The 20,623-nt window shown below is 72.4% G+C and carries 20 protein-coding genes; 13 read left to right on the top strand and 7 right to left on the bottom strand.

Annotated elements, in window-relative coordinates; genetic code table 11:
* Positions 1–32: 32 nt before the first annotated feature.
* Both tsf and rpsB read right to left on the bottom strand, forming a co-directional pair.
* Entirely contained in the window at positions 33–929 is an 897-nt protein-coding gene (gene tsf, locus ALIDE2_RS17205) for a translation elongation factor Ts (protein WP_013518340.1), read from the bottom strand.
* 114 nt (positions 930–1,043) lie between these two features.
* Positions 1,044–1,796 (bottom strand): 30S ribosomal protein S2, encoded by a 753-nt coding sequence (gene rpsB / locus ALIDE2_RS17210; protein ID WP_013518339.1) that lies wholly within the window; start codon positions 1,794–1,796, stop codon positions 1,044–1,046.
* Positions 1,797–2,014: 218 nt separating this feature from the next.
* Here rpsB and ALIDE2_RS17215 point away from each other — a divergent pair, with 218 nt between their 5' ends.
* From ALIDE2_RS17215 to ALIDE2_RS17230, 5 genes are read left to right on the top strand one after another with little or no spacing between them, the layout of a single operon-like run.
* The gene (locus ALIDE2_RS17215; protein WP_013518338.1) at positions 2,015–3,361 is read left to right on the top strand and encodes an amidase; all 1,347 of its coding nucleotides are present in this window, start codon (positions 2,015–2,017) and stop codon (positions 3,359–3,361) included.
* Positions 3,362–3,415: 54 nt separating this feature from the next.
* Positions 3,416–4,657, top strand: a complete 1,242-nt coding sequence (locus tag ALIDE2_RS17220) for an FAD-dependent oxidoreductase (RefSeq protein WP_013722742.1) — start codon at positions 3,416–3,418, stop codon at positions 4,655–4,657.
* Between the two features lie 29 nt (positions 4,658–4,686).
* Positions 4,687–5,559 (top strand): NAD(P)H-hydrate epimerase, encoded by an 873-nt coding sequence (locus ALIDE2_RS25795; protein WP_420796262.1) that lies wholly within the window; start codon positions 4,687–4,689, stop codon positions 5,557–5,559.
* A 57-nt stretch (positions 5,560–5,616) separates the two neighbouring features.
* Positions 5,617–6,216, top strand: coding sequence for an ADP-dependent NAD(P)H-hydrate dehydratase (locus ALIDE2_RS25800; RefSeq protein ID WP_420796263.1), 600 nt, complete (start codon positions 5,617–5,619; stop codon positions 6,214–6,216).
* Between the two features lie 23 nt (positions 6,217–6,239).
* Positions 6,240–7,073 carry an isocitrate lyase/PEP mutase family protein gene (locus ALIDE2_RS17230; protein ID WP_013722743.1) on the top strand — a complete coding sequence of 278 codons (834 nt, stop codon included), beginning with the start codon at positions 6,240–6,242 and terminating at the stop codon, positions 7,071–7,073.
* On the opposite strand, the gene ALIDE2_RS17235 is transcribed toward ALIDE2_RS17230, so the two are convergent.
* The 4 genes from ALIDE2_RS17235 to ALIDE2_RS17250 all read right to left on the bottom strand — a co-directional run bounded on the left by ALIDE2_RS17235 (position 7,055) and on the right by ALIDE2_RS17250 (position 10,281).
* The gene (locus tag ALIDE2_RS17235; protein WP_013518334.1) at positions 7,055–7,738 is read right to left on the bottom strand and encodes a hypothetical protein; all 684 of its coding nucleotides are present in this window, start codon (positions 7,736–7,738) and stop codon (positions 7,055–7,057) included. The genes ALIDE2_RS17230 and ALIDE2_RS17235 overlap by 19 nt on opposite strands.
* A 163-nt stretch (positions 7,739–7,901) precedes the next feature.
* Positions 7,902–8,885, bottom strand: a complete 984-nt coding sequence (locus ALIDE2_RS17240) for an MlaD family protein (RefSeq protein WP_013518333.1) — start codon at positions 8,883–8,885, stop codon at positions 7,902–7,904.
* A 21-nt stretch (positions 8,886–8,906) separates the two neighbouring features.
* On the bottom strand, positions 8,907–9,722 hold the full coding sequence (locus ALIDE2_RS17245; protein WP_041701610.1) for an MlaE family ABC transporter permease: 816 nt from the start codon (positions 9,720–9,722) through the stop codon (positions 8,907–8,909).
* Between the two features lie 100 nt (positions 9,723–9,822).
* Entirely contained in the window at positions 9,823–10,281 is a 459-nt protein-coding gene (locus ALIDE2_RS17250; protein WP_013518331.1) for a Cd(II)/Pb(II)-responsive transcriptional regulator, read from the bottom strand.
* Positions 10,282–10,321: 40 nt separating this feature from the next.
* Between ALIDE2_RS17250 and ALIDE2_RS17255 the strand changes: the two genes are divergently transcribed.
* From ALIDE2_RS17255 to ALIDE2_RS17285, 7 genes are all read left to right on the top strand, one after another.
* Positions 10,322–12,337, top strand: a complete 2,016-nt coding sequence (locus ALIDE2_RS17255; protein WP_013722745.1) for a heavy metal translocating P-type ATPase — start codon at positions 10,322–10,324, stop codon at positions 12,335–12,337.
* 146 nt (positions 12,338–12,483) lie between these two features.
* Positions 12,484–13,110, top strand: a complete 627-nt coding sequence (locus ALIDE2_RS17260; RefSeq protein WP_013518329.1) for a YitT family protein — start codon at positions 12,484–12,486, stop codon at positions 13,108–13,110.
* Between the two features lie 17 nt (positions 13,111–13,127).
* Complete coding sequence (locus ALIDE2_RS17265; protein WP_013518328.1) at positions 13,128–13,475, top strand: hypothetical protein; 348 nt, start codon at positions 13,128–13,130, stop codon at positions 13,473–13,475.
* A gap of 100 nt (positions 13,476–13,575) precedes the next feature.
* Entirely contained in the window at positions 13,576–14,061 is a 486-nt protein-coding gene (locus tag ALIDE2_RS17270) for a cupredoxin domain-containing protein (protein WP_013722746.1), read from the top strand.
* Positions 14,062–14,087: 26 nt separating this feature from the next.
* Positions 14,088–14,567 (top strand): DUF411 domain-containing protein, encoded by a 480-nt coding sequence (locus tag ALIDE2_RS17275; RefSeq protein ID WP_013518326.1) that lies wholly within the window; start codon positions 14,088–14,090, stop codon positions 14,565–14,567.
* Between the two features lie 38 nt (positions 14,568–14,605).
* Positions 14,606–15,619 (top strand): P1 family peptidase, encoded by a 1,014-nt coding sequence (locus ALIDE2_RS17280; RefSeq protein ID WP_013518325.1) that lies wholly within the window; start codon positions 14,606–14,608, stop codon positions 15,617–15,619.
* Between the two features lie 6 nt (positions 15,620–15,625).
* Complete coding sequence (locus tag ALIDE2_RS17285) at positions 15,626–16,957, top strand: TAXI family TRAP transporter solute-binding subunit (protein ID WP_013722747.1); 1,332 nt, start codon at positions 15,626–15,628, stop codon at positions 16,955–16,957.
* A gap of 3 nt (positions 16,958–16,960) precedes the next feature.
* On the opposite strand, the gene ettA is transcribed toward ALIDE2_RS17285, so the two are convergent.
* Complete coding sequence (ettA, locus tag ALIDE2_RS17290) at positions 16,961–18,622, bottom strand: energy-dependent translational throttle protein EttA (RefSeq protein WP_013722748.1); 1,662 nt, start codon at positions 18,620–18,622, stop codon at positions 16,961–16,963.
* Between the two features lie 257 nt (positions 18,623–18,879).
* On the opposite strand from ettA, the gene ALIDE2_RS17295 reads away from it, so the two are divergent.
* Complete coding sequence (locus ALIDE2_RS17295) at positions 18,880–20,586, top strand: DEAD/DEAH box helicase (RefSeq protein WP_013722749.1); 1,707 nt, start codon at positions 18,880–18,882, stop codon at positions 20,584–20,586.
* The last annotated feature ends 37 nt before the right edge of the window (positions 20,587–20,623 follow it).

The raw sequence follows: 20,623 nt of genomic DNA on the forward strand, positions 1-20,623 counted from the left end.
GTGACACAGGGGCGGGTTGGCTGGCAGGGCGGTCAGGCGCCCGCCTTGGCGGCGGCGACCTGGGCAGCCACTTCGGCGGCGAAGTCGTCGGTCTTCTTCTCGATGCCCTCGCCCACGACGTAGAGGGTGAAACCCTTCACGGTCGTGTTGGCGGCCTTGAGCATCTGGGCCACGGTCTGCTTGCCGTCGGCGGCCTTCACGAAGACCTGGTCGGCCAGCGACACTTCCTTGAGGTACTTCTGCACCGAGCCTTCGACCATCTTGGCGACGATGTCGGCGGGCTTGCCCGATTCTGCCGCCTTGGCGGTGGCCACGGAGCGCTCGCGCTCGATCAGCTCGGCGGGCACGTCGGCACTCGTGAGCGCCACGGGCTTCATGGCGGCCACGTGCATGGCCACGTCCTTGGCAGCCGTCGCGTCGCCTTCGTACTCGACGACCACGCCGATGCGCGAGCCGTGCAGGTAGTGCGCCAGGCTGGTGCCGGCAAAGCGCTTGAAGCGGCGGAAGGACATGTTCTCGCCGATCTTGCCGATCAGGCCCTTGCGCACGTCTTCCAGCGTGGGGCCGAAGCCGTCCTGCTCGTAGGCCAGGGTGCCCAGGGCCTCGATGTCGGCGGGGTTGTGCTCGGCCACCAGCTTGGCGGCCGCATTGGCCATGGCGATGAAGCTGTCGTTCTTGGAAACGAAGTCGGTCTCGCTGTTGACCTCGATGAGCGCGCCCACGTCGCCGCTGATGCTCGCGGCCACCACGCCCTCGGCCGTCACGCGCGAGGCCGCCTTGCCGGCCTTGGTGCCCAGCTTCACGCGCAGCAGCTCTTCGGCCTTGGCCATGTCGCCGCCGGCCTCGGTCAGGGCCTTCTTGCACTCCATCATGGGGGCGTCGGTCTTGCCACGCAGCTCGGCGACCATGCTTGCGGTAATAGCAGCCATCGGTAATTTCTCCAGTGTTTCAGTTCAGTTCGTTACAGAGATAGGAAGCTAAAAAAAAGGGGGCTCACCAGGGCCCCGCTTTTCTTGCGACGCATCGCGCGCGCGGCCCGGAGGTCAGGCGGCGGTTTCGTCCACTTCCACGAATTCGTCGGAGCCTTCGCCGGCGGCGGCCTTGACCACGTCGTTCACGGCGTTGGCGCGGCCTTCGAGGATGGCGTCGGCGATGCCGCGGGCGTACAGGGCCACGGCCTTGGCCGAGTCGTCGTTACCAGGAATCACGTAGTCGATGCCCTCGGGCGAGTGGTTGGAATCGACCACGCCGATCAGCGGGATGCCCAGCTTCTTGGCCTCGGCCACTGCGATCTTGTGGTAGCCCACGTCGATCACGAAGATGGCGTCGGGCAGCGCGTTCATGTCCTGGATGCCGCCGATGTCCTTCTCGAGCTTCTCAAGCTCGCGCGAGAACATGAGCTGTTCCTTCTTGCTCATGGACTCCAGGCCGGCTTCCTGCTGGGCCTTCATGTCCTTCAGGCGCTTGATCGAGGTCTTGACGGTCTTGAAGTTGGTCAGCATGCCGCCCAGCCAGCGCTGGTCCACGTAGGGCACGCCGGCGCGCTGGGCCTGCTCGGCCACCAGCTCGCGGGCCTGGCGCTTGGTACCCACCATCAGGATGGTGCCGCGGTTGGCGGCCAGCTGCTTGGCGAACTTCTGCGCCTCCTGGAACATCGGCAGCGACTTTTCCAGGTTGATGATGTGGATCTTGTTGCGATGGCCGAAGATGAAGGGGGCCATCTTGGGGTTCCAGAAGCGGGTCTGGTGGCCGAAGTGGACACCGGCTTCCAGCATTTCGCGCATGGTGACGGACATGAGGTTTCTCCGAAGGTTGGGTCTAAAATCCGGCCCCAATAATTGCAGCATGCAACAACGGCAATGCGTTGTTTCTTGCAAGCCGCAACACCTTGAAAGGGCCGGTTTGCGATTTGTTCTGCCGCATGCCTCGCCTCCGATGGTGGCGCCGCATGAACCGCGCTGCACCGCAAGGCGGGCAGCTCTCAGCAAAACCCAAGGATTCTAGCATATCCCCCATGTTGGCCGACCTCGTCTTCACCCGCAGCCAGGTGGCTGCAGGGCATTGCAGCGCACCTCAAGAGCTCGAACGCAGCATCGCCGCCGCCCAGGGCCCCGCCTGCGCCCACGTGTTCCGCCAGACCTGCCACGAAGAGGCCCGCGCCGCAGCCGCCGCGCCGGGCGTGGCACGGCTGCCGCTGGCGGGCCTGGCCGTCTCGGTCAAGGACCTGTTCGACATCCGGGGCATGGTCACGGCCGCCGGCTCCACCGTGCTGGCCGATGCGCCGCCCGCGCCGGCCGACTGCACGGCCGTGGCGCGCCTGCGCCGCGCGGGCGCGGCCATCGTGGGACACACGCACATGGTGGAGTTCGCCTTCTCCGGCGTGGGCGTGAACCCGCACTTCGGCACGCCCGCCGCGCATGACGCACGCCACGGCGCCCTGCCCGGGCCGGCGCGCGTGCCGGGCGGCTCGTCCTCGGGCGCCGGGGTGTCGGTGGCCACGGGCGCGGCCTTCATCGCCCTGGGCTCGGACACGGGTGGCTCGATCCGCATACCGGCCGCTCTCAACGGCGTCGTGGGCTTCAAGAACACCGCGCGCCTCGTGCCCACCGACGGCGCCGTGCCGCTCTCGACCACGCTGGACACGGCATGCGCGCTCACGCGCTCGGTACGCGACGCCATCGTGGCGCACGAGATCCTGGCCGCGCGGCGCGTCACGCGCAGCCCGGCGCCGCTGGCCGCCTGGCGCCTGGCCGTGCCCCGCACGCTGTTCCTGGACGGCATGGACGGCGCCGTCGCCACGGCCTTCGAGCGCACGCTCGCCACCCTGCGCCGCGCGGGCGCGCGCATCGACGAGATCGCCCTGCCCGAGACCGCGGAACTGGCCCAAATCAACGCCACCGGCGGCTTCTCCGCCGCCGAGAGCCACGCCTGGCACCGCGCGCTGCTGCAGCGGCATGCCGGTGCCTACGACCCGCGCGTGAGGAGCCGCATCGAGCGCGGCGCCGCCATGTCCGCCGCCGACTACATCGACCTGCTGCACGCGCGCCGCGCCTGGATCGCGCACATGGAGGCGGCCATGGCCGGCTACGACGCCCTGCTCTCGCCCACCGTGCCCATCGTGGCGCCCACCATCGAATCGGTCGCGCCGGGCGGCGAGCGCGACGCGGAGTTCTTCCGCGTCAACGGCCTGCTGCTGCGCAACACCAGCGTGGTCAACATGCTTGACGGCTGTGCGCTGTCGCTGCCCTGCCACCACGCGGGCGAGCTGCCCGTGGGCCTGATGGCGTGGCATGCCGCGCTGCACGACGACGCGGTGCTGAACATCGGCCTGCTAATCGAGCGGGAACTACAAGAACAATAGCTGCCAGCGCTTGCCATACAGGCGTCAGAGGCCAATTTCATTCAAAAAAACTCCATGCAGATAGCGATCGTGGGCGCCGGCATCGTCGGCGCGGCCACCGCCTATGAACTGGCCGCCGACGGCCATGAAGTCACCGTATTCGAGCAGCGCGGCGCCGCCGCGGAAGAAGCCAGCTTCGGCAGCGCCGGCCTGCTCGCCCCCGCGCTGCTCGTGCCCTGGGCGGTGCCCGGCATCGGGCCGCAGCGCTGCGCCTGGGGCGGCCCTGCCGCGCCGCGCCTGGCGCGCGGCAGCGGCGCCGCGGGTCTGGCCTGGCGCTGGCGCTGGACCCAGGCCGGCCGCCGCCCCGAGGCGCCGGCGCTGCTCGCGGCGCTGGAGGGCCTAGGCCGCTACAGCCTGGCGCGCACGCGCGCGCTGGTGCAGCAGCTGGAGGTGGACATCGAATCGAGCCGCGGCGCCCTGGTGCTGCTGCGCAGGCCCGAGGACGTGGAGCAGCTGCAGCCCGCGCTGCAGACGTTGCGCGACGCCGGCACGGCCGTGCGCGACGTGGATGCCGACACCGCCCGCCTCATCGAGCCTGGCCTGTCCGCCGACGCGCCGCTGGCCGGCGCCCTGCACGCGCCCGACGGCGAGGCCGGCAACTGCCGCCTGTTCGCCCAGATCCTGCGCCAGGCGGCCCAGGACCTGGGGGCGCGGTTCATCTTCGGCGCGCGCGTGCAGGCGCTGGGCGGCAACCCCGCTGGCCTGCAGGTCGCGGGCGAGGACGCGCCCCGGCGCGCCGACGCCGTGGTGCTGTGCACGGGCCTGGCCAGCACCGCTCTGCTGCGCCCCCTGGGCCTGCGCCTGCCCATGGCGGCCGTGCACGGCTACAGCATCAGCGCGCCGCTGCGCGAGGACACCCACGCGCCGCAGGGCGTGGTGATCGACCCGCTGCACCGCCTCAGCATCGCCCGCCAGGGCCAGCGCGTGCGCGTGTCCGGCGGCGCGGAGCTGGGCCACGCCGGCGGCGCGCACCACGCGCCCACGCTGCAGACCATGTACCTGGCGCTGTCGGGGTGGTTTCCGGGCGGCGCGCTCACCTCGTCGCCCCAGGTGCAGGTCTGGCGCGGCGCCCGCCCCACGCTGCCCGACGGCGCCCCCGTGATCGGCGCCGGCGGCCCCCGCGGCCTGTGGATCAACGCCGGCCACGGCGCCTGCGGCTGGGCCCAGGCCTGCGGCAGCGCGCGCGCCCTGGCCGACCTGATCGCGGGGCGCGCGCCCGACGTCGATCTGCAGCCCTTCGGCATCCAGCGCTTCTAGGCCGGCGGCACGGGCGCCACAATGCGCCCATGCAGCGCATTTCGCCCGCCCATCCCCACGCCCTGTTCGACACCGCGGCCACGCGCCGCATCGAGGCCGCGGCCGCCGCGGCCCTGCCGCCGCACACGCTGATGCAGCGCGCGGGCCGCGCCACCGCCCGGCTGGCCCTGGCCCTGGCGCCGCACGCGCGCACCATCTGGATCGCCTGCGGCGGCGGCAACAACGGCGGCGACGGGCTGGAGGCCGCCATGCTGCTGCAGCGCGGTGGCCATCCCGTGGTCGTCACCTGGCTGGGCACGCCCGACGCTCTGCCGGCCGATGCGCGCCGATCCTGGCAGCGCGCGCGCGAGGCGGGCGTGCGCTTTGCCAACGCGCCGCCGCCGCTCGGCCCGCAGGACCTGTGCGTGGACGCGCTGCTGGGCATAGGCCTCACGGCGCAGGCACGCCCCCAGCCGCCCGACCCGCGCCTGACCGCGTGGCTGGCGCAAATGCACGCCGGCCCCGCGCCCACGCTGTGCGTGGACCTGCCCTCGGGCCTGATCGCGGACACGGGCCAGTTCGCGCCCGGGCTCGCACCCGCCACGGCCGGCGCCCCCGCCGCAGCGCGCCACACGCTGGCACTGCTCACGCTCAAGAGCGGCCTGTTCACCGGCCATGGGCGCGACGCGGCGGGCAGCGTCTGGTTCGACGACCTGGGCGTGGCCGCGCCCGCCGAGGCGCCCGGCGCCTGGCTCGCCGGGCCGCCGCCGGCCGCGCCGCGCGCCCATGCGAGCCACAAGGGTAGCTACGGCGACGTGGCCATCGTCGGCGGCGAGGGCCTGGCCGCGCGCGGCATGGGCATGACGGGCGCGGCCCTGCTGGCCGCCTGCGCGGCCCTGCACGGGCGGCGCCGGGGCGCGTGATGGTGGCCCTGCTGGACGGCGGGCCCCGCACCCGCCCTGCCCCAGCAGCCCGAGCTCATGCTGCGCCGCTTCGACGCGCTGGCGCTGCAAAGCGGCGCCGTGGTCTGCGGCTGCGGCGGCGGCGCGGCCGTGGCCGCCGTGCTGCCGCAGGTGCTGCGCGAGGCGCGGCGCCTGGTGCTGGACGCCGACGCGCTCAACGCCATCGCCGCCGACCCGCAGCTGCAACGGCAGCTGCGCGAGCGCGCACTGCGCCCGGAGAGCGCCACCGTGCTCACGCCCCACCCGCTGGAGGCCGCGCGCCTGCTGGCCTGCGACACGGCCGCCGTGCAGGCAGACCGCCTGGCCGCCGCCCGCGCGCTGGCCGACCGGTTCGGCTGCACCGCGCTGCTCAAGGGCTCGGGCAGCGTGGTCGCCACGCCGGGCCAGCCGCCGCGCATCAACCCCACGGGCAACGCGCTGCTGGCCACGGGCGGCACGGGCGACGTGCTGGCCGGCCTGGCCGGCGCCCGCCTGGCCGCGGCCGCCCAGGCCGATGCCGCGGCCGCATTCGACGCCGCCAGCCACGCCTGCTGGCTGCACGGCGCCGCGGCGGACCAATGGCCCCGGGCTCGCGCGCTGACGGCGTCGGCGCTGGCGCAGGCCCTGGGACGCGCATGAAGACGGCCGCAGGAAACCACGCCATGCAGCACCCCGGCACCGCCCAGATCCGCGCGCGCCGCGCCGCCTTCCGCCAACTGCACGCGGCGGGCTGCTTCGCCATTCCCAACCCCTGGGACGCGGGTTCAGCCCGCTGGCTGGCGGGCCTGGGCTTCGCGGCGCTGGCCACGACCAGCTCGGGCCTGGCCTGGTCGCGCGGCCTGCCCGACGGGAAGATGACGCTCCCGCAGGTCCTGGCGCACCTGCGCGAGATGGTGGCGGCCACCGACCTGCCCGTGAACGCGGACTTCGAGCATGGCTTCGCCCAGGACGCCGAGGGCGTGGCCCACAACGTGCAGCAGGCCATCGCTACCGGCGTGGCGGGGCTGTCGATCGAGGACTCCACGGGCGACCCGGCCGCGCCGCTGCTGCCGTTGGACGCGGCAGTGGCACGCATGCGCGCGGCGCGCGCGGCCATCGACGCATCGGGCGAGGACGTGATGCTGGTCGGACGCGCCGAAAACTTCTTCGTGGGCCGCCCCGACCTCGACGACGCCATTGCCCGCCTGCGCGCCTATGCCGAGGCCGGCGCCGACTGCCTGTACGCGCCCGGCATCGCCACGCGCGAGCAGATCGCAGCCGTGGTGGCGGCGGTGGCGCCCAGGCCGGTAAACGTGCTGGTGGGCGCGGCCGGCGCGCTGACGATGCAGGACCTGGCTGCACTGGGCGTGCGCCGCGTGAGCGTGGGCGGCGCGCTGGCGCGCGCGACCTGGGGCGGCTTCGACCGCGCCGCGCGCCTGCTGGCCACGCAGGGGCGCTTCGACGGCTTTGCCGGCGCGCTGCCGGGCAAGGAACTCAATCAGTTCTTCGGCGCCTGAGCGGCGGGCGCGCCACCGCTTTCGATGACGACGATGCGGCGCCGGAGCGCATCGGCCAGCGCCGTATCGCCCGCGGCCTGCGCCCGCTGCGCCCGCAGCAGCAGCCAGGCCAGCAGCGGGCGGCGCCAGCCCTGGGCCGCGGCCGTGTCGCTGGCCAGCACCAGCAGCTGCGGCGTGGCGCGGCCCGACTGCATGGCGGCGCCGGCCGCCACCAGGCGCGCGAGCGGGTCGGAAATGGCGGCAATGGCATCCACGCTCGCGGCAGCGGCGCGCTGCGCCGGGGGCAGCAGCGCGGCCTGGGCCGGCGTGGCGCGGCCGGCCAGGTAGTCGGCGTAGGCCAGCTCGGGCGGCGCGGCGTCGGGGCGCAGCGGCTCGAAGGCCGGGCACGCCCCGTCCTCCAGGCTGGCCGCCTGGGCTGCGCAGCGCATCAGCTCCACGCGCGCCAGCAGTCCGGGGCGGCCCGTGCGCGCCACCTCGGCGCGGGCGCGGGCCCATTCCTGCTGCGCCACGCGGTCTTCGCCCGCGAGATAGGCCGCAGTGGCGCGCTCGGCCGCGCCGTGGGCGTTCATCTGCCAGTCGGGCACGGGCGGCCTGCTGCCGCAGGCGGTCATCAACAAAGCCGCGAGCAGGGCGGCCAGGGGGACAGTGCATGGCAGGGGTTTCATGGCAGTTATCCACAGCGCCGCGCGCCACCCACGGCGCATGAAACTGGCGCGCCCGAGGCGAAGGCAGCCGCGCAAGGGCCGCCCCGCCGCGCTGGCTGCGTCCCCCTGCCCGGCGAAGCCGAGAGCGGGGGGAAGGCGCGAAGCGACTCAGGGGGGTGTCGTTTCATGGCAATTGCAGCTCCGTCTCGCGCGCGAAGGGCCATTTGCGGTTGATCTCGTTGACCAGGCCGTCCACCTTGCGCAGGCTGGCCTCCACCTGGGCGCGCAGCGCGCCCAGGTCGGTCGTGGCCTCGCGCGCGTTGGCGCCCACGGCCTGGGCCTCGGCCAGCACGGCGTCCACGCGCAGCAGGCTCTGGCGCGCGTCCTGCAGCAGGCCGTTCATCTGCACCACGGCGGCGCGCAGCTCGGGCACCAGGCCGGGCGCGCCCGCCGCGCCGAAGACCTGCCGGTCGGCCCGGGCCGCCATGGCGTCGATGCGCGCGAGCAGCTGGTTGGTGCGCTCCAGCGTCTGCAGCACCTTGCGCGCGTCGGCCTCGTTGCCCATCAGCACGCCCAGCGCCCCGCCCGGCGCGTTCATGCGCTCGCTCAGCTGGCGCACCTGGGCCAGCGTGGCGCCCAGCGCCGATTCCTGCGCGGTGAGCTGCTGCAGGTTGTCGAGCAACTGGCGCGCCGTGGCCATGAGCTGCGGGATCTCGGCCGTGGCGTCGCCGCGCAGCACCGGGCGCTCGGCCCCGGCCGCCAGCGGCGGGTCGGTCAGCACGCCGCTGTAGGCCTTGATGGCCGTGCCGCCGACCAGGCCGCGCACCAGCGTGAACACGCTGGACTCGCGCAGCCAGTGCGCGTCGCGCTGGGCCACGTCGACCAGGATGCGCACGTTGCCGTCGCCCGCCAGCTCGATGCGCCGCACGCGGCCTATGGGAAAGCCCGAGAAGGTCATGTCCATGCCGACCGAGACGCCTTCGGAGTCGTCGGTGGTCAGCACCAGGGGCTGGGTCGGCTCGAACGCGCCGCGCGCATACAGCAGGTAGAGCACCGAGCCCACGATCAGCGCGAGCGTGAGCAGCAGCAGCGCCGCCGCCTTCAGGCGCAGATGGGCCACGGGGCGCAGCAGTTCCTCGGGCGCGGGGGGTGGCAGGGGTTCGTTCATGTGGGTCCGGTCGGGATTTCTTCAGTAGTAGTTGCCCATCAGCGAAACCGTCTCGATCAGCAGCAGCACGGCGAACATGCGCGCCAAGCCGCCCTGCCCGGTCTGGTCCTGCCGATCCCGTGCGGTGCCGGAGTGCGGCGGGTACAGGCCCGAGGCCATGGGGATCAGCGCCACGGCCAGGCTGAACAGCAGGGTCTTGAGCGCGAACACCAGCGTGATCGAGGGCGTGAATACCTGGCCGAACATGCGCGTGTACGCGGGCAGGCCCGCGGTGTTGAATCCGTACACGCCCAGGTAGGCCATGACCAGAGCCACCGCGCACGACAGCGCCGCCAGCGTGATGCTGGCATGCACGCCCGCGAGCACGCGCGGCAGCAGCTCCATGCGCACCGGGTCGGCGCCGCGCTCGCGCAGCGCCTGCAGCCGGCCCGTCTGACGCAGCCGCGCCAGCTGCACGCCGCTGGGGATGGTGGTGCGCATGGCCACGAACAGCGCGGCGGTCAGCGGGATCAGCTCCAGCACCAGCACGCGGATCACCATCTCCAGCGCATAGCGCGTCAGGCCGTAGCTGAGCGCGGTGACGACCACGATGTGGGTGATGACCAGGCTCAGGAGCGCCGCCAGCGCCGTGAAGCCCAGCAGGATGGGCGCCGTGTCCGCCAGCATCTGGCGCGCCAGGCGCTCGCGCGCGGCGGGCCGGTAGCTCGACGGCGAGAGCACCAGCACCAGCACCACCGCGCCCAGGTCGATGATGCGCCACCAGGCCAGGGCCCAGCGCACGGCCAGCGCCCAGGCGCGCCGGGGCAGGCTGGCGGGGTGCAGGCCGGTGGTGGTCATGGGGCCATCATAGGGGAACATGCCGTATTTCAAGTAACAAATTGGCCTGCAGCGCCCTATGGACAAGCGCGAGCAGCTATCACTTGCATAGTGAAGGGGATCACACGTGGCGCCTGGCCAGCGGCGCGGGCGCCGGCACGGGATCGGCGTCGGCGCGCTCGTGCAGCGCCTCGATCACGTGGCAGTGCCCGCCCGTGCCGTCGCAGCGTTCGCGCAGCGCCAGCAGCTCCTGCTCCAGCGTGCGCAGCTCAGCCAGGCGCGTGCGCACATGATCCAGGTGCTCGTCCAGCGTGGCGCAGGCGGCATGGTCGGCCGTGGGCGCCGCCACGTCCAGGGCCAGCAGCGTGCGCACCTCGTCGAGCGACATGTCCATGGCCCGGCACAGCCGCACGAAGCGCAGGCGGTGCACCTCCTCGTCGCTGTAGAGGCGGTAGCGGTTGTCGGCGCGCGCCTGGGCCGGCAGCAGGCCTTCCTTTTCGTAATAGCGGATGTTGGCCGGCGGCACGCCCGAGAGCCGGGCGGCATTGCCGATGCGGTGGCGGGGGCTTTGCTTGAGCATGGCTTGACCTTCGAGTGGCTTCAGGGTTTCCAATCATGGCATGAGTCACAGCCACACATCCCAGCCCCACGCCCATTCCCCCGGCCCCGGCGTGGCGGCCGCCCTGCCGTCCCTGGATGCGCCCGCCGGCTGCAGCGGCTGCGCCTGCGGCCACGGCGCGCAGGCCGACGACGGGCACGACCACGGCGCGCTGCCCGGCTGGCCGCGCATCGCCGCGGCCCTGGCCCTGGCCGCCGGCGCGGAAGGCGCGCACTGGCTGCAGCAGGACATGGCCGGCATGGCGCTGGCCGTGGCGGCCGTCGCGCTGGCCGGCTTGGGCGTGTACAAGAGCGGCCTGAAGGATCTGGCGCGGCTGCGCCTGGGCATCCACGCGCTCATGGCCGTGGCCGTGACCGGAGCCTTCCTCATCGGCCAATGGCCCGAGGCCGCCATGGTCATGGCCCTGTACATGGCGGCCGAGCGCATCGAGGACGGCGCCATGGACCGCGCGCGCCACGCCATCCGCGGCCTGCTGCAGCTCGCGCCCCCGACAGCCGACGTGGTCCAGGCCGACGGGAGCACGCAGCGCCTGCCCGTGGCCCAGGTGCCGCTGGGTGCCACCGTGCGCATCGCGCCCGGCGCCCACGTGCCGCTGGACGGCACGGTCACGCACGGCAGCAGCGCCGTGAACCAGGCCCCCATCACCGGCGAAAGCCGACTGGCCGACAAGGCCGCGGGCGACCCGCTCTACGCCGGCAGCGTGAACCAGCACGGCGAGCTGCTGATGCAGGTGACCGCCGAGCCCGCCGGCACGCTGCTCGCGCGCATCGTGCGCGCCGTGGAGCAGGCGCAGGCCGGCAAGGCGCCCATCCAGCGCTTCGTGGACCGCTTCGCCGCCGTGTACACGCCCATCGTGTTCGCGCTGGCCGTGCTGCTGGCGCTGCTGGCTCCGCCGCTCATGGGCTGGAGCTGGACCCAGGCCGTCTACCAGGCGCTGGCGCTGCTGGTCATCGCCTGCCCCTGCGCGCTGGTCATCTCCACGCCGGTCACGGTGGTCAGCGCGCTCACGGCGGCGGCGCGCCGCGGCATCCTCATCAAGGGCGGCGGCGTGCTGGAGTCGGCGCGCGGCCTGCGCGTCCTGGCGCTGGACAAGACCGGCACGCTGACCACGGGCAGCCCCACGCTGGTGCACTGGCAGGCCCTGGACGGCGCGGATGCAAGCGCCGCCGCGTCCGCGGCCTGGCAGTTGGCCAGCCGCTCCGAGCACCCCGTGTCGCGCGCCATCGCCGCCGGCCTGCCCGCGGCCGGGGCCAACGGCGTGCAGCAGCTGCAGGCCCTGCCCGGGCTCGGCGTGCAGGCCGAGATCGGCGGCCGGCGCTGGCTGCTGGGCAACCTGCGCCTGATGCGAGAGCAGGGCCTGGTGGATGCCGCGCTGGAGGACACCCTGGCGCAGCACGAGCGACAGGGCCGCAGCGTGACCCTGCTGGCCGACGGCCAGGGCGTGCGCGCCCTGTTCGCCGTGGCCGACCCGCTGCGCGCCCAGGCGCGCCAGGCCATGGAGCAGCTGCGTGCGCTGGGCGTGCACCCGGTGGTGCTCAGCGGCGACAACCCCGCCACCGCCCAGGCCATCGCGGCCGAGGCCGGCGTCGAGGACGCGCGCGGCGGCCTGCTGCCGCAGGACAAGCTCGACGCGCTGGCCGCGCTGCAGCGCAGCCACGGCCCCACGGCCATGGCGGGCGACGGCATCAACGACGCCCCGGCCCTGGCCCAGGCCGACCTGGGCTTCGCCATGGGCGGCGCGCACAGCACGGGCATGGCCATGGAGACGGCCGGCATCGTGCTGATGAATGACGACCTGCGCCGCATCCCCGACACCGTGCTCCTGGCGCGCCGCGCCCACCGCGTGCTGTGGCAGAACATCGCGCTGGCGCTGGGCATCAAGGCCGTGTTCTGCGTGCTCGCGCTGCTGGGCCAGGCAAGCATGTGGATGGCGGTGGCGGCCGACATGGGCGTGAGCCTGCTGGTGGTGGCCAACGGGCTGCGCCTGCGCCGCTGGCGGCACGCCGCAGAAAAATAGGCCAAAACGGCCCGCAGCGCCCGCCCGGCAAGCGCAAGCCACTCTCTTTTCGATAGTAGAGTCTTGCACTGCCTTGACGCAGCGCAAGGCGGGCAGCCCCTGGCCATGGCCCAATCCCGGCCCGCCGCCGCAGCCTCATCGCCACCATGTCCGCCCCCGCACTTCCAGTCCCTGCCACCATGCTCGCCCACACGCGCACCGAAGACACCGTGGCCATCGCCACGGGCGTGACCCTGGTCTCGGTGGGCGTGGCCTTCGTCGCCAGCGCGGGCCTGCTCACAGGCGGCATCACCGGCCTGGCCTTCGTGCTGCACTACGCCACGGGCATAGGTCTGGGCAAGCTGTTCTTCGTGCTCAACCTGCCCTTCTACTGGCTGGCGCTGCGCAAGCTGGGGCTGGCGTTCACGCTCAAGACCTTCGTGGCGGTGCTGCTGCTGTCGGCCCTGACCGAGCTGCAGTCGCGGCTGTTGCAGATCACCCAGCCGCAGCCGCTGTACGCCGCCGTCACGGGCGGGCTCATCATGGGCATAGGCTTCCTGGTACTGTTCCGTCACCGCTGCAGCCTGGGCGGCCTGGGAATACTGGCGCTGTACCTGCAGGACCGCTTCGGCTGGCGCGCCGGCAAGGTGCAGATGGCCGTGGACTGCTGCATCCTGCTGGCGGCCCTGGCCACGGTGGAGCCGATGCGCGTGCTGTGGTCGGTGATCGGCGCCGTGGCGCTGAACCTCGTGCTGGCCATGAACCACCGGCCCGGGCGCTACATCGGGGCCTGACCGCTATCATCGGCTCCATGCGCCGCTGCACATCCATCTTCCTGGCCATCCTGCTGGTCCTGCGGGTCCTGCTGGGCGACGCCATGGCCATGGGCGTGGCGCCGCAGCCCGCGCCGCACATGGCGGCGGACATGGCCCACGCCGCCAGCCATGGCGCGCACAGCGGGCAGGACTGCTGCAGCCCCGGCGAGCATGCCCAGCACCAGGCCGACTGCACGGCCTGCGGGGCCTGCCATTCGGCGCCGGGGATCCTGGCGTGGATGCCGGCGCCTCCAGCCGCGCCGGGCGGCGCCCCGCTCCCGCAGCGCGATGCGCGCTTTGCCAGCGCCCCGGCCGCGCAGGCCATCAAGCCGCCCATCGCCTGAGCCTTGACACCCAAGGTGCGTCTGCCGCAGGACGCACGCCCCCGGCCGGCGCGCGCCATGGCGCCGCGGCCATGCGCCTCAACCCATTCAAGAATTCCGCATGAAGACCATCAAATTCATAGCTGCTTGCGCTTTACTGGTAAGCACAAGCCACGTTTTTTCCCATGAAAACGCCAGCCATGGCAGCCACGCCGCCCCCGCGCCGCAGCAGCAGGCCTGGGGCATTGCGGGCCAGGCCCGCGAGGCCACGCGCACCATCACGCTGCGCATGACGGACGACATGCGCTTCACCCCCGCGCAATTCAAGGCCAGGGTCGGCGAGACGGTGCGCCTGCGCGTGGAGAACAAGGGCAAGGTGCTGCACGAGGTGGTGCTGGGCACGCAGGCCAGCCTGGCCGAGCATGCCGCCATGATGCGCGAGCACCCCGGCATGGCGCATTCCGAGGCGCACATGGCCCACGTGGCGCCGGGCGGCGCGCAGGACCTCGTCTGGCGCTTCAACCGCGCCGGCAGCTTCGACTTCGCCTGCCTGGTCGCCGGCCACTACGAAGCCGGCATGCGCGGCACCTTCACCGTCACGCCTTGACCCCCCTTTTGTCTGGAGACCGCACCATGCACGATACCAACCGCCGCCAATGGCTGACGGCCATCGCCGCCGCAGCCGCCTGCACCGCCCTGCCCGCTATCGCCAGCAACGCCACGGCCGTCGAGGTCTGGAAGGACCCCAGCTGCGGCTGCTGCCAGGACTGGATAGACCACATGCAGGCCAACGGCTTCGCCGTCACCACACACGAGAGCGGCAACGCCGCCGTGCGCGCCAGGCTGGGCCTGCCCCAGCGCCTGGGCTCATGCCACACGGCTCTCGTGGGCGGCTACCTGCTGGAGGGCCACGTGCCCGCCGCCGACGTGCGCAAGCTGCTCAAGGAAAAGCCCAAGGCCCTGGGCCTGGCCGTGCCCGGCATGCCCGTGGGCAGCCCCGGCATGGACGGCCCCGCCTACAACGGCCGCAAGGACCCCTATGACGTGCTGCTGGTGACCAAGAACCTCATGAACAGCGACGTGTCCACGCGCGTGTTCACCAGCTACCGCTGATGCGGCGGGGCCGGGCCGGGGCTCCATAATCGGCGCCCATGCAAGCCCTCTCCCCGCACGGCGCCAGCGGCGCCATCACCGACGTGGCCGGCATCATGGTCGGCCACCACAGCGACACCCGCCGCCCCACGGGCTGCTCCGTGGTCATCGCCCCGGGCGGCGCCGTGGCGGGCGTGGACGTGCGCGGCGCGGCGCCCGGCACGCGCGAGACCGACCTGCTCGCGCCCGGCAACCTGGTGCAGCAGGTGCATGCCGTCATGCTCGCGGGCGGCAGCGCCTGGGGCCTGGACGCAGCCAGCGGCGCCGTGCGCTGGCTGGAGGAGCAAGGCATAGGCCTGGACGTGGGCGTGGGCCGCCTGCCGCTGGTGCCCGCAGCCGTGCTGTTCGACCTCCACGTGGGCGACATGAGGATCCGCCCCGACGCCGCGGCAGGCTACGCCGCCTGCGCCGCCGCCAGCGGCCGCCCCCCCGCCGAGGGCAACGTGGGCGCGGGCAGCGGCGCCGTGGTCGGCAAGACCTTCGGCATGCAGCACGCCATGAAGGGCGGCGTGGGCACGGCCTCGGTCACCGTGGACGGCGTGACGGTGGGCGCGCTCATCGCCTGCAACGCCGTGGGCGACGTGGTGGACCCCGACACCGGCCTGCCCCTGGCCGGCGCGCGCACCGCAGATGGCAGCGCCCTGCGCGACGCGCGGCGCGCCCTGCTGCGCGGCGAGCCGCCGCACCAGCTGCTGGCGGGCAGCAACACCACCATAGGCGTGATCGCCACCGACGCGCAGCTCACCAAGGTGCAGGCCCAGCGCCTGGCCGTGGCCGGGCACGACGGCCTGGCGCGCGCCATCAACCCCGTGCACACCATGAGCGACGGCGACACGCTGTTCGCCCTGGCCACGGGCCACGCACCGCGCCACCCCGGCATGCTGGTGCTGGCCACCATGGCGGCCGAGGCCGTGGCCCGCGCCACGGTGCGCGCCGTGCTGGCCGCGCGCACGCTGGCCACTCCCGAAGGTCTGGTGCTGCCCAGCCACGCCGAGCTGGCCGCGCGCGGATAGGCCATCATGGAACGGCTGCCACGCCGCCTGCGCACGCTGCTGCTGTCGCTGCGCGACCTGCTGCTCTCCGCCGGGCCGCTGGCCGTGTTGGGCGTGGGCCTGGTGGTGCTGGCCTTCCAGTGGCTCAAGCCCACGCCGCCGCACCAAGTGACGCTGGCGACCGGCCCCGCGCAAAGCGCCTACGAGGCCTTCGGCAAGCGCTACCAGGAAGCCCTGGCGGCCAATGGCATCGAGGTGAGGCTGCTGCCCAGCGACGGCTCCTCGGCCAACCTGCAGCTGCTGCGCAGCGGCCAGGCGGACCTGGCCTTCGTGCAGGGCGGCACGGGCGAGCTGCGCCCCGGGGACGGCGACGAACTGGTCTCGCTGGGCAGCCTGTTCGTCGAGCCGGTCTGGCTGTTCTACCGCGGCGACGCGGCGCGGCGCGCCCACGGCACGGCGAGGCTGGACGGCCTGCACCAGCTGCGCGGCATGCGCGTGAACGTGGGCTCGCCCGGCAGCGGCGTGCCCACGCTCATGGAGCGGCTGCTGGCCGCCAACCACGTGCCGCCCGCGGACCTCGCGCTCACGCAGCTGGAGCAGACGCCCGCCACGGTGGAATTCCTCGCCGGCCGGCTGGACGCGCTGGTGTTCGCCTCGGCACCCGAGTCGCTCATGGTGCAGATGCTGCTGCAGACGCCCGGCGTGCAGCTCATGGGCTTCGCGCAGAACGAGGCCTACGGCCGGCGCTTTCCCTTCCTCACGCCCGTGACGCTTCCGCGCGGCGTGGTGGACCTGGCGGCCAACGTGCCGCCGCGCGACGTGCGGCTGGTGGCCTCCACCACCTCGCTGCTGGCGCGCGAGGGCACGCACCCGGCGCTGCTGCAGCTCTTCGCGCAGGCGGCGCAGACCATCCACGGCGGCGCGGGCTGGTTCAACCGCGCGCGCGAGTTCCCGAGCACGCGCCACGCGGAGCTGCCGATCGCCAAGGAGGGCGAGCGCGCCATCAACGAGCCCACGCCGCTGCTGCAGCGCTACCTGCCGTTCTGGATCGCCAACCTCGTCGAGCGCATGTGGCTGGTGCTGGGCATCCTGATCGCCGTGATGCTGCCGCTGTCGCGCGTGGTGCCGCCGCTGTACCAGTTCCGCGTGCGCTCGCGCGTGTTCCGCTGGTACGGGCACCTGCGCGAGATCGAGGACGACATGGAGGCCGGCCGCGCCGCGCCCGAGGAGCTGCGCCAGCGGCTCGCCCGCCTGGAGGCGCAGGTCGAGAAGGTGAGCGTGCCGCTGTCCTACGCCGACGAGCTGTACGCACTGCGCAACCACATACAGCTTGTGCAAAGGCGCGTGCCCGGCGCCTGACCGTTACTTCAGCGCCTTGAAGCGCATGCGCTTGGGCGCCGCGCCCTCCTCGCCCAGGCGCTTCTTCTTGTCGGCCTCGTACTCCTGGTAGTTGCCGTCGAAGAACACCCACTGGCTGTCGCCCTCGGCGGCCAGGATGTGCGTGGCGATGCGGTCGAGGAACCAGCGGTCGTGGCTGATGACGAGCACCGTGCCCGCGTATTCGAGCAGCGCGTCTTCCAGCGCGCGCAGGGTTTCCACGTCCAGGTCGTTCGACGGCTCGTCCAGCAGCAGCACGTTGCCGCCCTGGATCAGCGTCTTGGCCAGGTGCAGGCGCCCGCGCTCGCCGCCCGAGAGGTTGCCCACCTTCTTCTGCTGGTCCTGGCCGTTGAAGTTGAAGCGCCCGCAGTAGGCGCGGCTGGCCATCTGGAACTTGCCCACGTTGATGATGTCCAGCCCGCCCGAGACGTCTTCCCACACCGTCTTGTCGTTGGCCAGCGCGTCGCGCGACTGGTCCACGAAGGCCATCTTCACGGTCTGGCCGACGATGACCTCGCCCGAATCGGGCTTTTCCTTGCCCGCGATGAGCTTGAACAGCGTGGACTTGCCCGCGCCGTTGGGGCCGATGATGCCCACGATGGCGCCGGCCGGGATGTTCATCGAGAGGTTGTCGATCAGCACGCGGTCGCCGAAGCTCTTGGTGACGCCGTGGAACTCGATGACCTGCGTGCCCAGGCGGTCGGCCACGGGGATGAAGATCTCCTGCGTCTCGTTGCGGCGCTGGTATTCGTAGTCGGACAGCTCCTCGAAGCGGGCGATGCGCGCCTTGCTCTTGGCCTGGCGGCCCTTGGCGTTCTGGCGCACCCACTCCAGCTCCTTCTTCAGGGCCTTGGCGCGGGCCTCCTCGCCCTTCTGCTCGGCCTCCAGGCGGTTCTGCTTCTGCAGCAGCCACTCGGAGTAGTTGCCCTTGTAGGGAATGCCGTGGCCGCGGTCCAGCTCCAGGATCCACTCGGCTGCGTTGTCGAGGAAGTAGCGGTCGTGGGTGATGGCCACCACGGTGCCGGGGAAGCGGTGCAGGAACTGCTCCAGCCACTCCACCGATTCGGCGTCCAGGTGGTTGGTGGGCTCGTCCAGCAGCAGCATGTCGGGCTTGGACAAGAGCAGCTTGCACAGCGCCACGCGGCGCTTCTCGCCGCCCGAGAGCTTGCCGATCACCGCGTCCCAGGGCGGCAGGCGCAGGGCGTCGGCGGCGATCTCCAGCTGGTGCTCGCTGTCCGTGCCGGCGGCGGCGATGATGGCTTCGAGCTCGCCCTGCTCCTTGGCCAGCGCGTCGAAGTCGGCATCTTCCTCCGCGTAGGCTGCGTAGACCTCTTCGAGACGGGCGCGGGCGTTGTTCACCTCGGCCATGGCCTCCTCCACCGCCTGGCGCACCGTGTGCTCGGGGTTGAGCTGGGGCTCCTGCGGCAGGTAGCCGATCGAGAGGCCCGGCATGGGGATGGCCTCGCCCTCGAACTCCTTGTCCACGCCCGCCATGATCTTGAGCAGCGAGGACTTGCCCGAGCCGTTCAGGCCCAGCACGCCGATCTTCGCGCCGGGGAAGAAGGACAGGGAGATGTCTTTCAAGATCTGCCGCTTGGGCGGCACGGTCTTGGTGACACGGTTCATCGAGAAAACGTATTGGGCCATGGATTCTTCAAAAAAATGAGCAAAGGAAGGCGCCCGGAAAACGGCGCGCAAACATGAATTATCGGCGCATGCGACAATAGCGACCGCCATGGGCTCCAGTTGCCCAGGGCATCAGCCTAGACAAGCTGGGGACGAAGGAAGCAAATCCTGGCTCCCGCTCTCGAAATCATCAGCCGTCAGAACTGGCTCGGCGACCCGTAAAGTCGCCGGCGACAGGCCGATACCCAGCGCCCCGGTTGGGCGCATCCAACTCACACATGACATTCGAAGAACTGAAGCTGGCGCCGGCCCTTTTGCAGGCCGTGCAAGAACAGGGTTACCAGAACCCGACCCCCATCCAGGCCCAGGCCATTCCCGCCGTCCTCGCAGGCCATGACCTGCTCGCCGGCGCGCAGACCGGCACCGGCAAGACCGCGGCCTTCACCCTGCCCATGCTGCACCGCCTGGCCCAGGGCCAGGCCCCCACGAGCAGGTTCGGCGGCCGCGGCGTGCGCGCCCTGGTGCTCACCCCCACGCGCGAGCTCGCGGCGCAGGTCGAGGAATCCGTGCGCGCCTACGGCAAGCACCTGGACATCAAGTCCACCGTGATCTTCGGCGGCGTGGGCATGAACCCGCAGATCGAGCGCATCAAGCGCGGCGTGGACGTGCTCGTGGCCACGCCCGGGCGCCTGCTGGATTTGCAGCAGCAGGGCTTCATGGACCTGTCCCAGGTCGAGATCCTGGTGCTCGACGAAGCCGACCGCATGCTCGACATGGGCTTCATCCACGACGTGAAGAAGGTGCTGGCGCTGCTGCCCAAGGCCAAGCAGAGCCTGCTGTTCTCGGCCACCTTCAGCGACGAGATCCGCGAACTGGCCGCGGGCCTGCTGAACGACCCGCAAAGCATCCAGGTCACGCCGCGCAACACCACGGTGCAGCGCATCAGCCAGGTCATCCACCCCGTGGGCCGGGGCAAGAAGAAGCAGGTGCTGCTGCACATCATCCAGCAGCACGACTGGAGCCAGGTGCTGGTGTTCACGCGCACCAAGTTCGGCGCCAACAACGTCGCCGAATACCTGACCAAGCACGGCGTGCAGGCCATGGCGCTGCACGGCAACAAGAGCCAGAGCGCCCGCACGCAGGCCCTGGAAGGCTTCAAGAGCGGCCAGATCCGTGCCCTGGTGGCCACGGACATCGCGGCGCGCGGCATCGACATCGACGACCTGCCGCATGTCGTGAACTACGAGATCCCCAACGTGCCCGAGGACTACGTGCACCGCATCGGCCGCACCGGCCGCGCCGGCAAGGAAGGCCAGGCCGTGAGCCTGGTCTGCATGGACGAGGAAGGCTTCATGATGGAGATCGAGCGCTTCACCAAGCAGGAGATCCCCGTGCAGGTCATCGAGGGCTTCGGCCCCGACGAGGGCGAGAAGGCCGAACCCATCGCCATGGGCCGCCAGACCATCTGGGGCGGCGCCGGCAAGCCGCCGAGCCGCGAAGTCATGCAGGCGGCCGCCAAGGCGGCGCGCCAGGAGATGATGGACCGCATCCGCACCAACAAGGCCACCCAGGGCACGCCGCGCGGCGGCCGTCAGGGCGGCGGCCAGGGTGAAGGCCAGCGCGCGGCCCAGGGCCAGGGCGGCGGCGGCGCAGGCCGTGGCGGCAACGGCGGCCGGCCGGCCGGCCGCGGCCAGCAGCAGCCCCGCAACGCCGGCGAAGGGCGCCGCGGCGGCGGCAATGTCGGTGGCGGCGGCAACCGCCGTTTCGACGACAGCCAGCCGCGCAGCGAGAACGCCCACCTGGGCACCCAGCTCGCGCACGTGAACCTGGGCCCGCGCCACGGCGGCAACCGCACCAGCCAGCCCGACCCCATGCGCACCAGCGTCGACAGCATGGCCGACCGCGGGCGCCGCGGGGGCTTTCGCAGCGGCGGTGGTGGCGGCGGTGGCGGGCGCGGCCCGCGCGGCGGCGGCTTCGGCCGCTGACGGCATGGCGCACTGACGACGAGGCCCGGCAAATGCC

It is taken from the genome of Alicycliphilus denitrificans K601 (assembly GCF_000204645.1).
GTDB lineage: Bacteria > Pseudomonadota > Gammaproteobacteria > Burkholderiales > Burkholderiaceae_C > Alicycliphilus > Alicycliphilus denitrificans.